Origin of the sequence: Pseudomonas sp. CVAP#3, assembly GCF_018986375.1 — a bacterium.
In the GTDB taxonomy this organism is placed as follows: Bacteria; Pseudomonadota; Gammaproteobacteria; order Pseudomonadales; family Pseudomonadaceae; genus Aquipseudomonas; species Aquipseudomonas helvetica.
On sequence record NZ_JAHMSC010000004.1, the window covers coordinates 177,381 to 189,820 of the forward strand.

The 12,440-nt window shown below is 59.6% G+C and carries 9 protein-coding genes; 6 read left to right on the top strand and 3 right to left on the bottom strand.

The window, feature by feature from the left end; translation table 11 throughout:
• Positions 1 to 24: 24 nt before the first annotated feature.
• Positions 25 to 1,047, bottom strand: coding sequence for a protease SohB (gene sohB / locus KRR23_RS09215; RefSeq protein WP_216742256.1), 1,023 nt, complete (start codon positions 1,045 to 1,047; stop codon positions 25 to 27).
• Positions 1,048 to 1,252: 205 nt separating this feature from the next.
• Here sohB and KRR23_RS09220 point away from each other — a divergent pair, with 205 nt between their 5' ends.
• The 3 genes from KRR23_RS09220 to KRR23_RS09230 all read left to right on the top strand — a co-directional run bounded on the left by KRR23_RS09220 (position 1,253) and on the right by KRR23_RS09230 (position 4,481).
• Positions 1,253 to 1,963: a histidine phosphatase family protein gene (locus KRR23_RS09220; RefSeq protein WP_216742257.1), complete on the top strand. Its 711-nt coding sequence runs from the start codon at positions 1,253 to 1,255 to the stop codon at positions 1,961 to 1,963.
• 50 nt (positions 1,964 to 2,013) lie between these two features.
• Positions 2,014 to 2,328: an SCP2 sterol-binding domain-containing protein gene (locus tag KRR23_RS09225; protein WP_019690779.1), complete on the top strand. Its 315-nt coding sequence runs from the start codon at positions 2,014 to 2,016 to the stop codon at positions 2,326 to 2,328.
• A gap of 305 nt (positions 2,329 to 2,633) precedes the next feature.
• The gene (locus tag KRR23_RS09230; protein WP_216742460.1) at positions 2,634 to 4,481 is read left to right on the top strand and encodes an amidohydrolase; all 1,848 of its coding nucleotides are present in this window, start codon (positions 2,634 to 2,636) and stop codon (positions 4,479 to 4,481) included.
• Positions 4,482 to 4,532: 51 nt separating this feature from the next.
• On the opposite strand, the gene KRR23_RS09235 is transcribed toward KRR23_RS09230, so the two are convergent.
• Complete coding sequence (locus KRR23_RS09235; protein WP_216742258.1) at positions 4,533 to 5,507, bottom strand: zeta toxin family protein; 975 nt, start codon at positions 5,505 to 5,507, stop codon at positions 4,533 to 4,535.
• A gap of 522 nt (positions 5,508 to 6,029) precedes the next feature.
• On the opposite strand from KRR23_RS09235, the gene KRR23_RS09240 reads away from it, so the two are divergent.
• Entirely contained in the window at positions 6,030 to 6,395 is a 366-nt protein-coding gene (locus KRR23_RS09240; RefSeq protein WP_216742259.1) for a DUF6124 family protein, read from the top strand.
• Between the two features lie 503 nt (positions 6,396 to 6,898).
• Positions 6,899 to 8,617, top strand: a complete 1,719-nt coding sequence (locus KRR23_RS09245; protein ID WP_216742260.1) for a hydrogenase maturation protein — start codon at positions 6,899 to 6,901, stop codon at positions 8,615 to 8,617.
• Between the two features lie 117 nt (positions 8,618 to 8,734).
• Here the strand turns inward: KRR23_RS09245 and KRR23_RS09250 are convergent, their stop codons facing one another.
• Positions 8,735 to 11,359, bottom strand: a complete 2,625-nt coding sequence (locus KRR23_RS09250) for a glucosidase (RefSeq protein WP_216742261.1) — start codon at positions 11,357 to 11,359, stop codon at positions 8,735 to 8,737.
• A gap of 141 nt (positions 11,360 to 11,500) precedes the next feature.
• Here KRR23_RS09250 and KRR23_RS09255 point away from each other — a divergent pair, with 141 nt between their 5' ends.
• Complete coding sequence (locus KRR23_RS09255) at positions 11,501 to 12,364, top strand: LysR family transcriptional regulator (RefSeq protein WP_216742262.1); 864 nt, start codon at positions 11,501 to 11,503, stop codon at positions 12,362 to 12,364.
• The last annotated feature ends 76 nt before the right edge of the window (positions 12,365 to 12,440 follow it).

A 12,440-nucleotide genomic window follows, 5' to 3' on the forward strand; every position in this document is an offset into this window, starting at 1 on the left:
ACAGTGGCTAGAGTCCCGTGTTTCTTACCAAAAACGCTGCTGGGTGAGACGGCTCCACCACGTCAACAAGACCCGATCAATCGAACTGCTGGCCGCCAGGCCAACGCGTTCTTGCAGGCTCTTGCGCTCGGCATAATGCAGGTGAAACAGTTCCGCACCCTTGGCCCGTTCGGCAAGGTATTCATCGCTGGTTTTCAGCTCATCGACCAGTCGTTTTTCCAGCGCGGCAACACCCAGCCAGATTTCACCGGTGGCCACTTCATTGATGGCCAGTTGCGGCCGGTAGCGTGAGACGAAGTTCTTGAACAATTCGTGAGTCACGTCCAGGTCTTCCTGAAACTTCTCCCGGCCCTTCTCGGTGTTTTCGCCAAACACTGTCAGCGTGCGCTTGTACTCACCCGCCGTCAGGACTTCAAAGTCGATGTCGTGCTTTTTCAGCAACCGATTGACGTTAGGCAACTGCGCCACCACCCCGATCGAGCCCAGAATGGCAAACGGCGCGCTGATGATCTTCTCGCCGATGCACGCCATCATGTAACCGCCGCTGGCCGCGACCTTGTCAATACACACAGTCAATGGCACACCAGCCTGACGAATACGCGCCAGTTGCGAGGACGCCAGACCGTAGCTGTGAACCATGCCACCGCCGCTTTCCAGACGCAGCACGACTTCGTCCTTTGGCGTGGCCAAGGACAATAGCGCGGTGATCTCGTGGCGCAGGCTTTCAGTCGCCGAAGCCCTGATATCGCCATCGAAATCCAGCACGAACACCCGGGGTTTGGCTTCCGGCTTTTTCTTCTGTTTTTTCTCGGACTTGGCTTCGGATTTACGCAAGGCCTTGAGCTGGTCCTTGTCGAGCAGTGTCTGCTCCAGGCGCTCACGCAGTTCCTTGTAAAAATCATTGAGTTTACTGACCTGCAACTGGCCCGTGAACTTGCGCCGGCCTTTGCTGCGTAACGCCGCAAAGCTGGCCAGGACCACCAGAATGGCGATCACCAGGGTAACGGTTTTAGCCAGAAAACTTGCGTACTCGGCAAGAAAATCCACATTGACTCCTTAACGACAGTGCGCCGCAGAACTCGCGGGCGCGTATACCTTCAGCATACCCATGCGGCCGCGTTGCGACCAGTCGCGAAACCTTCTGTGACAGGCCTCCAACGAGCATTTCAAACAAGCGTATGTTTTTTCATTGACAGCTCATCGCCATCCTCATAACCTCGCAAAACCTTCAACGTACCCGGATGACGCGGACGTGGGCAGCATCTATTTGATTCGACATGGCCAGGCCTCCTTCGGTGCAGACGACTACGACGTGCTGTCGCCGACCGGTATTCGCCAGGCAGAAATACTCGGCAGTCACCTGGCTGAACTGGGATTGAGTTTCGATCGCTGCCTGTCGGGCGACCTGCGTCGCCAACAACACACCGCCAACAGCGCCCTGGCACAATTCGGCGCTGTCGGCCTGCCGGTGCCCCCTCTGGAAATCGATTCGGCTTTCAACGAGTTCGACGCCGACGCGGTGATCCGCGCACTGCTTCCAGACCTGCTGCCCGAAGAGCCCGAAGCCCTGAATATTCTGCGCAATGCCGCGCAGAATCGCGGCGAGTTTCAACGAATCTTTGCCTTGATCATCGAGCGCTGGCTGGCCGGTACTTACGACCCACCGGGATTGGAAAGCTGGCCAGGCTTCGTCGAGCGGGTCCAGGCCGGCTTGCAGCGTATTCTCGAGCAGGCCGACAACACCCAGAAAATCGCCGTATTCACGTCCGGCGGGACCATCACTGCCCTGCTCCACCTGATTACTCAAATGCCGGCCAGGCAGGCCTTTGAACTGAATTGGCAAATCGTTAACACCTCGCTCAACCAACTGAAGTTCCGTGGTCGCGAGGTGACACTGGCTTCCTTCAACAGTCATGCACATTTACAACTGCTGAAGGCCCCGGAACTCATCACATTCCGTTGAGTCCGGATCACTGTGACCCTTGTTGTAACACTTCATAAAAGGATCGAACCATGACCTCCGTAGCTGACGCCGTACAAGCCATGAAAGCCAAGTTCAACCCAGCCGCTGCTGCCGGCCTGGACCTGGTTTTCGGTTTCCGCATCGACGACACCAAGAACTTCTCACTGATCGTCAAAGACAGCACTTGCGAGCTGAAAGAAGGCGAAAACCCGGACGCCCAAGTGACTCTGGTCATGGACGGCGAAACCCTGGAAGGCATCGTCGATGGTTCGACCGATGGCATGCAAGCATTCATGGGCGGCAAACTGCGCGCTGAAGGCGACATGATGCTGGCCATGAAACTGTCCGAGCTGTTCCCAAGCTAAGACGACGGCTCCCAGCCTCGGGAGCCCTCTGGCTGCCTGCGAATCCCGCCTTTATGGCGGGATTCGTCGTTTCTGCCGGTCGTAAATGTGCCCGCCCACACATCGAATGCGAATTTGCCGTCTATATTCTTTGCTGGTCGTATGGGTTACGCATCCGACTGCCCGCTCGACCGAACACTGCGGAGAACGGCGCCATGAGCCCACCTGATGAACACGACGATTTCAGCCATCGCCGCGTACTGCAAGGCCTTTCGGAGGGCACCGTCAGTGCCTGGACCAGTCCTCTATTTGCGCAGAGCACCAGCATGACCAACTCCCCAGCCGATCTCATCCTGTTCAACGGTCGCATGCACACGGTTGACCGGGATAAACCCCACGCCAGTGCGGTCGCCATCAAGGACGGGCGGTTTATCGCCATCGGCAATGATACGGACGTCATGCCCCTGCGCGGCGCCAGCACGCAAGTCATCGACCTGCAAAAACGCACGGTGATCCCCGGTCTCAACGACTCGCACCTGCACCTGATCCGTGGCGGCCTTAACTACAACCTCGAACTGCGCTGGGAAGGCGTGCCGTCATTGGTTGACGCCTTGCGCCTGCTCAAGGACCAGGCCGATTGCACACCGGCACCGCAATGGGTACGGGTGGTCGGTGGCTGGACCGAGTTCCAGTTCGCCGAAAAGCGCCTGCCGACGATTGAAGAGCTGAACAAGGCTGCACCTGACACCCCGGTGTTCGTCCTGCACCTGTATGACCGCGCCCTGCTCAACCGCGCGGCGTTGAAAGTGGTTGGCTACGACCGCAATACCCCGAACCCGCCGGGTGGCGAAATCCAGCGCGATGCCAATGGCGACCCAACCGGCATGCTGATCGCCCGTCCGAACGCGATGATTCTGTACTCGACACTGGCCAAGGGGCCGAAGCTGCCACTGGAATATCAGGTCAACTCGACCCGGCAGTTCATGCGCGAACTCAATCGTCTCGGCGTCACCAGCGCCATCGATGCCGGTGGCGGTTTTCAGAATTACCCGGACGACTATCAGGTCATCCAGCAGTTGGCAAAGGACCAGCAACTGAGCGTGCGCATCGCCTACAACCTGTTCACCCAAAAACCCAAGGAAGAACTGACCGACTTCAAGAACTGGACCAGTACCTCGCACTACGGCCAGGGTGACGATTTCCTGCGGCACAACGGCGCTGGCGAAATGCTGGTGTTCTCCGCCGCCGACTTTGAAGACTTCCTCGAACCGCGCCCCGATCTGCCGCAGACCTTGGAACAGGAACTGGAACCGGTGGTTCGCCACTTGGTCGAGCAGCGCTGGCCATTTCGCCTGCACGCCACCTACAACGAATCGATCACGCGGATGCTCGACGTGTTCGAAAAGGTCAACCGCGATATCCCGTTCGACGGGCTGCCGTGGTTCTTCGATCACGCCGAAACCATCACCCCGCAGAACATCGAGCGGGTTCGTGCACTGGGCGGCGGCATTGCGATTCAGGATCGCATGGCCTTTCAGGGCGAGTACTTTGTCGACCGTTACGGCGCCAAAGCCGCCGAGCACACCCCACCGATCCAGCGCATGCTCGCCGAAGGCATTCCAGTCGGAGCCGGCACCGATGCCACACGGGTTTCCAGCTACAACCCGTGGACGTCGCTCTACTGGCTGGTCAGCGGCCGCACCGTCGGCGGTTTGGAGCTGTACCCGCAAGGCCTGAACCGCGACACGGCGCTGGAACTCTACACCCATGGCAGCGCCTGGTTCTCCTCCGAGCAAGGCACAAAAGGCCAGATCAAGGTCGGGCAACTGGCCGATCTGGTGGCGTTGTCTGCCGACTACTTCAGCATCGACGACGAAGCGATCAAATGGATTGAATCGGTGCTGACCGTGGTCAACGGTAAGGTGGTGTACGGCAGCCTCGAGTTCGAAAAACTTGGCCCGCCGCGTCTGCCGGTGATGCCCGACTGGTCACCGGTGGTGAACGTGCCGGGGCACTGGAAACCCTTGGCACCGCTCACCGCCCAGATGCATCAATGCGCAGGCACCTGCGCAGTGCATGCCCACAGCCATGAGCGGGCGCGCTTGTCGAACGCCCCCGTCAGTGACTTCCAGGGGTTCTGGGGCGCGTTTGGCTGTTCGTGTTTTGCGTTTTGACTCAAGGGGTTTGGCAGGAAGCCCGCCGACGGCGGGCTACTTGTCGGTTGATCAGTGATGCAAATGCTTGAACACGTAACCCACCAGGTCGGTGTTGACGAATGCGGGGACCTGATTATTCAGGCGTAGCGCCTCCAGCAGCGCGAGTTGGCAATCCCAGACCATTTCCCTTCGATCACGCCTGAGACTGACCTCGGCGCTGACGATGTGGTTATAGGCTGTGTAACAGGAGCGTGAGGTTTTGCCGGGGGCTCGCTCGATGGCGACCGGGTTGTCAACGACAGCCACTGTCGCGCCCTTATGATCGACCACTGATTGCGCGGCCAACTGACCGAGCGTGTCGCACTGGCTGCGACAGACGACCTTTCGGTTTTTCAGTTCACCGAACCCGCGCTCATACAGGGTGATTTGAGAACCGACCTTCTGCACGCAAGCCTCTTCAAAAGCGTTAAGCACTTTCTCGGCATTGCCCAGGCTCGCCTCAAGCTCCGAGAGTTTCAGGAAGCGCTCCAGTTGCTTGTCTTGAAGGCTCTTCAAGCCACGGGTGATTGTCGACAAATGGGTGAACTCTTTTTTACAGGCCACCACGTGAACTTCAAACTGATAGCCGGCTGACACGGCCAGCGGCGGGAATGCCGCGAAGTCTGCCGAGTCCAGCGCCAACTCCATGATGATGCTGTACTTCTCGGCAAAGGCCTTCTTGAAGATTTCTGTGCACACCGCCCGCACAAAGGCCTCGGTGTGCTCATACACGTGCAGCACCCCGTGGGTTTCCATCTGCGAATACTGCGGATGCTTTTTGCGGTACTCAGGTAGATACAGCCTGATGTAATTCGAATAGTTGCCGGTTTTCAGTAGTGAGTCTTCCAGCAACCAGGTTTTCCCCGAGCCCTGGATACCCGCCACGATCAGCATTTGCGGGTTGGAGGTACTAATGACCTTGTCTTTGAACAGACTGGCGCTGATGTCTGAAAACGCCGCTTTCACCTGTTCGTCCGTGTATGAGTATTCATTGCTGTTTGGCACGTTGATTAATTCCCTTTAAGTGGATGTCCGATCTTCTTGCCTGAAGATCAGGGGGCACTTTATGCCTTGGCCATCCACGTAAGGCCCTACATAGATAACACCTGCGAGTGCACCGAGTCGGTCTTGCCAAGGTGTAAAACCGCGCCCGAACGCAGCCTCGCGGGCTCGACAGCTACTACGGGTGTTTAAGCTTGCCTACACAGAGCCCATCAGAGGCTACAACGCCTTGCGTCACGGCCTACACCTGCGCCAGAATCCGCCGGCTTGTGCGCTTTGGTCCTCGCCTCTATCGTTTCCGTGTCGCTGATTATCAGCGATCGGGTTTGGTAGCCCGGACACACGGCGCACAGCGTCACCTTATGCAGGTGCTTTTTGTCGGCATTTGTTTTTATGGTGGCCATGCGCAGGGCGCCCTCGGGCGCGCCGGTTTCCAAGTGTCCGGTCTACCAACCCGCGTATGGCCACCACCCTTCGTTTGGTAGCGAGGGTGATGGTTCCTCTACTTACATTTGGAGCATCATCATGTTCAAAGCCACACCGAATCCCCCCGAAACCGATCCGGTTTCCCCCTACGCCTCCCTCGACTCGAAAGAACTCCACGCCGCCGCGCACCGCGCGCTCGATCACTACCTGGTACTGCCCGAAACCAAGCAGTTGTTAGCTGATCGCCGTCCCGGCTGCATTTTCGTCATTGCCCCGGACGTCGACAGCGAAACCCTGCTGGCCCATGCCTGCGAGACCCTCGCCTCGGTGAATGTCATGGCCAGCGATCTGGCGTTTGAGCTTGAAGGGCCCAAACGCAATACCGCACTGGCAATTCAACAGATGATTTCCTTGGCCGAACTCGCCGTGAATCGCGCCCTGGATCACCTCGATCCACCGGAGTAGCCGGAATAACCAATCCGGCGTCAGTCATTGTGGCGAGGGAGCTTGCTCCCGCTGGGTTGCGAAGCGACCCTGAAATCAGCCACCGCGAGTATCCAGAGGGAGCGCGATTGCCGGATTACGACCGCTTCGCGGCCGAGCGGGAGCAAGCTCCCTCGCCACAAGTCGCAACACCGTGGGGCTCTTGTGGCGAGGGGGCTTGCCCCCGTTGGGTCGCGAAGCGACCCTAAAACCGGTGTCCGCGTTGTATCTGGAAGTTCCCGTTGATCAAGGGAGCGGCTGCTTCGCAACCGAACGGGGGCAAGCCCCCTCGCCACAAGTTCTCGGCCGTGTCTGCGAACAACACAAAACCCGCCACCTTTTCACAAGGCTGCGGGTTTTGTCGTTTCAGATTGATCTCGGTCAGCTAACCCTCGCCGCACTCTCTCTACCCTTGCGCCTCCATCAAAGGCCAGGGACGGCTCAATGGGAGCCTCCGGCCGCGCATCCTCAGGGAAGAGTCACTCATGCGGTCATTGAAGATCATTTTGTTGTCATCGGCGTTCAACGGTTTGACCCAACGGGCCTGGCTGGACTTGCGCCAGTCAGGTCACGAGCCCAGTGTGGTGCTGTTCACCGACGAAGCCTCGGTGTGCCGACAGATCGAGGAATCGGCGGCCGATCTGGTGATCTGCCCGTTTCTCAAGGATCGCGTTCCGCAACGGCTCTGGAGCAACCCGGATCGCCCGGTGGTGATCATTCACCCAGGCATCGTCGGCGACCGCGGTGCCAGCGCGCTGGACTGGGCCATCACCCAGCAGGCCAGCCGCTGGGGCGTTACGGCCTTGCAAGCGGTCGAAGAAATGGACGCCGGACCGATCTGGTCGACCTATGAATTCAACATGCCCGCCGACGTGCGCAAATCCGAGCTGTACAACGGCCCGGTGAGTGACGCAGCGATCTATTGCATTCGTGACGTGGTGGAAAAATTCGCCAGCGATTTCGTCCCGACACCCCTCGATTACACGCAACCGAACGTCATCGGGCGCCTGAAGCCGAACATGAAACAGGCCGACCGAACCTTCAGCTGGCACGATTGTGCGCGGTTCATCAAACGCAGCATCGATGCCGCTGACGGTCAACCCGGAGTGCTGGCGAGCCTGGCCGGCGGGCAGTATTACCTGTACGACGCGCACCTCGATTCACGTAGCGGTACGCCGGGGGAAATCCTTGCCGTGCAAGACGATGCCGTACTGGTCGCGACCGGCGATCACAGCCTGTGGATCGGCTCGCTCAAGCGCAAGGCCTTGCCGGGGGAGGAAACCTTCAAGTTGCCGGCGCGGCATGTGCTGGCCGGGCAACTCGATGCAATACCGGTACTGGACGGATCGATCGCCAACCAACCGTTCAATGAGGCGACCTATCAACCGATTCGTTATCGGGAGTCGGGCCACGTCGGTGAATTGACCTTCGAGTTCTACAATGGCGCGATGAGCACCGAACAATGCCAGCGGCTAGTTGCAGCGCTGCAGTGGGCCAAGGCCCGGGACACTCAAGTGCTGCTGATCAAGGGCGGTCGTGGAAGCTTTTCCAACGGCGTGCACCTCAATGTCATTCAGGCAGCCAAGGTGCCGGGGCTGGAAGCCTGGGCCAATATTCAGGTGATCGACGATGTCTGCCAGGAAATGTTGACTGCCCGGCAATTGGTGGTCAGCGGCCTGACCGGCAGTGCCGGAGCTGGCGGCGTGATGCTGGCGCTGGCCGCCGACATCGTTTTCGCCCGGGCGGGTGTCGTGCTCAATCCGCATTACAAAACCATGGGTTTGTATGGCTCCGAATACTGGACCTACAGCTTGCCCCGCGCAGTGGGCAGCGAAATCGCGCACAAGCTGACCGAAGAGTGCCTGCCGGTCAGCGCGTTTCAGGCCTGGCAGCTGGGGATGATCCAGGACATTGGCCCACGCTGCCCCCGCGAGTTCAGCCAATGGCTGTTGCAACAGGCCAAGGGCGCTTTGACCAATGAAAAGTACGCGGCATTTCGCGCGCGCAAAACCAGCATGGACCTTCAGCAGATAGAACACTGTCGCGAGGTCGAGCTGGCCCAGATGCAGCTGGACATGGTGCACAACCGCCAGCAGTTCACCGAGAAGTGCCGCAACTTCGTGTTCAAGCGCAAAACCTGCCAGACCCCGCAGCGCTTGATCGCGCCGTGGGCATTGGAGCGCGAGGCAACGCTGATCGCTTGATAGGCCTGGTGATCGTTCCCACGCTCCCGCGTGGGAATGCAGCCCGTGACGCTCCGCGTCACTGGACGCGGAGCGTCCCTAGAGGCATTCCCACGCGGGAGCGTGGGAACGAGCTCGCTAGAGCAGCAACGCCACCAGCGCGCTCCAGCCGGTTTGATGGGACGCGCCGAGGCCACGGCCGGTTTCGCCATGGAAATACTCGTGAAACAGCACCAGGTCACAGCTCAACGGGTCGGCCTGGAGCTGCGCGTAGCCGACCATCGACGGTCGGCTACCGTTTTCATCCCGCAAGAACAGTCCGGTCAAACGCTGACTCAAACTGTCGGCTACCTGGGCAAGCGATGCCAGATAGCCTGAACCGCTGGGGTATTCGACCGAAAAATTTTCGCCGTAGTAGCGATGAAACTCACGCAACGACTCGATCAGCAGGTAATTGATCGGCATCCACAACGGCCCGCGCCAGTTGGAATTGCCGCCGTACAACCGCGAACCGGATTCCGCCGGTTCATAGTCGGCACACAGTTTGTTGCCATTGATCTGCATGCCAAATGGATGCTCGGCGAAGGCTTTGGACAAGGAGCGAACACCGAATTCGGAGAGGAACTCGGCCTCATCGAGCATGCGCTTGAGCAGGTTTTTGGTGCGCTCGCCACGCAACAGCGCGAGCAGTATCCGATTGCCTTTACCAGGCTCGGTCCAGCGTGAAATCAGACTCGCCAGGTCCGGCCGATGATGCAGGAAGCCCAATAAACGCTCACGCAAGCCGGGCAACCCTTCGTGCTCGTGCTGTTCCAGCACCTGCACCGCAAACAGCGGCATCAAGCCAACGATAGAGCGCAGGCGCAGCGGTTCGTTGACGCCATCCGGGCGGTGCAGCACATCGTAGAAAAACTGATCCTGCTCATCCCACAACCCTTCAGCGGCATCGTCCACGCGGTTGATGGCGCCGGCGATATAGAGGAAGTGCTCGAAGAACTTCACCGCGATGTCGACATACACCGGATTGCGCTTGGCCAGTTCCAGGGCAATCCGCATCAAATCCAGCGCATACGCCGCTACCCACGCCGTACCGTCGGCCTGATCCAGGTGAAAACCGGGTGGTAACGCGGCCGAACGGTCAAACAGCGCAATGTTGTCCAGCCCGAGAAACCCGCCCTGGAACAGGTTGCGACCTTCGGCGTCCTTGCGGTTGACCCACCAGGAAAAATTCAGCAGCAGCTTGTGGAAAATCCGCTCGAGAAAATCCATATCGCCGACGCCGGTCAAGGCCTTGTCACGCTGATACACCCGCCAACTGGCCCAGGCATGCACCGGCGGGTTGGCATCGTCGAAACGCCATTCGTAGGCCGGCAGTTGGCCGTTGGGGTGCATGAAGCGGTCTTTGACCAACAGCAGCAGTTGATGCTTGGCAAAACCCGGATCGATCAGCGCGTAAGCAACGGCCTGAAAGCCCAGGTCCCACGAGGCGTACCACGGGTATTCCCAGGTGTCGGGCATGGAAACGATGTCGGCGTTCGACAAATGCCGCCAGTGGGTGTTGCGGATGTGCAGCCGCCCGGGCGGTGGCGAGGGTTGTCCGGGGTCGCCGTCGAGCCAGCGATTGACGTCGAAATAATACAACTGCTTGGACCAGAGCAACCCGGCCAGTGCCTGACGCTGAACGTTACGCGCGTCCGGGTCAGGCATCTGAGCTTGCAGTACCGCGTAATAGTCATCGGCCTCCAGGCGACGGCGTTCGAACAGCGCCTTGGCGTTGACCTTGGGTGCGACGGTCGGCGCAAAGCGCAGGTAGATGATTTTGCGCGCCAGCCCGTCCAGTTCGAGAACGAAATGCGCCGCGACCCGAGTACCGACGTCACGTCGAATCGCCCCCGCCACACCGTCCACCAGATAATCGTTGATGCCATCCTTGAACGGGCCGTTGGCGGGCACACCGTCGAGTTTCGGATGATTGGTCTGGTTGTCGCAGAACAGCCACTCACACCCCTCCTCGCCCCAGGCACTGAGTTGCCGGTCCGCGAGCATCGGGTGCTGCGCCAGGACCGAGTCACCGGTCAGCGTCAGGCAGGGCATGTGCCGGTCACCGCCCCAACTCCAGGTGTTGCGCGCCCACACCTGAGGCAAGACTCGCAGACGCGCCGGCAGATCCGAACGATTGTGCACGGTGACCCGCATCAACAGATCGTCCGGGCTGTTCTTGGCGTATTCCACCGTTACGTCGAAGTAGCGGTCGTCCTCGAACACCCCGGTATCGAGGATTTCATACTCGGTATCGCAAAGGCCGCGACGAGCGTTCTCGGCCACCAGGTCGGCATAGGGAAACGTAGCCTGCGGGTATTTGTAGAGCATGCGCATGTAGGCATGGCTCGGCACCCCATCGACATAAAAATACAGCTCTTTGACGTCCTCGCCGTGATTGCCTTCGGCATTGTTCAGGCCAAACAGACGCTCCTTGAGAATCGGGTCGTGCTCGTTCCATAGCCCCAACCCGATGCACCAGTGCTGGGCCCGGTCGCAGAACCCGGCCAACCCGTCCTCACCCCAACGATAGGCCCGGCTGCGGGCGTGCTCATGCGGGAAATACGTCCAGGCATCGCCATCGGCGCTGTAGTCCTCGCGCACGGTGCCCCATTGCCGTTCACTCAAGTACGGGCCCCACTCACGCCAGCACTCCGCCTCATCACCAACCAGACGTTGGCCTTCGACGGTGTCGAGAATGTTCGTGGCCGACTGTGCTGTCATGGGAACGTCCGTTGTTGTCCGGGATGGTTTGCAGTGTAGAGCGTGGATTCGCCCCGGTGCACGCGGCTTCCTGTTCATTCAACTCGAGTTCAGGCGCACGCTTGCTCTACACTGCGGGGCTCTTCACCTCAGCGACTGCTTATGGACATCGATCTCGCCCGTACCTTTCTGGAAATCGTTCGCTGCGGCAGTCTTGCAGCCGCCGCCGATAAGCTGCACGTCACCCAGACCGCGATCACCGCTCGGGTACAGAAGCTCGAAAGCCAGCTCGCCAGCACCTTGTTTGTGCGCAACCGCGCTGGCGCTCGCCTGACCGCAGACGGTGAAGCCTTCGTGGTGTACGCCAATCAGCTGGTACAGACATGGGAAGCCGCGCGCCGGGATTTGCCGTTGCCGGAAGGCTACCGCAATGTGCTGCACATCGGCGGCGAGGTCAGTTTGTGCAACCCGTTGATGCTCAGTTGGGCCCGCGAACTGCGTGAGAAGATCCCCAGCCACGCCTTGCGCACAGAAATCCGCGACGGCGAAAACCTGCTGCGCCAGCTGGAATTGGGCGTGCTGGATGCCGCGCTGGTGTTTCAACCCGAGTACTGGCCACAGCTGCAAGTGGAGCAACTGCTGGAGGAGAAACTCATCCTGGTGCGCCTGCCGTCCAGACCCGAGCCCTACGTCTATATCGACTGGGGCAAAGAGTTCCGGCGCCAGCACGACGCGGCGCTGCCGGATAAGGCCAAAGCCGCGGTGAGTTTCAATCTCGGCCCGCTGGCGCTGCAATACATCCTGCAAAACGGTGGCACCGGTTATTTCCGCACGCGGGTGGTTCAGAGCTACCTCGACAGCGGCGTACTGGAACGAGTGCCCAAAGCCCCGGAATTCAGTTACCCGACCTTTCTGGTGTACTCGCGGGATCGCGACTCGGCGGTGCTGCAACAGGCCTTCGAGTTGTTGCGGGAACTGGTCAAAGCCGACAGCGACTGGTCGCAGCGCTGGGATCCATTGATCTGAGCAACATCCACACCCGTTCGGCGTGAATACTCACCCACTCCCGACATCCATTGGCTGAATAATTTCTCCGCGACTA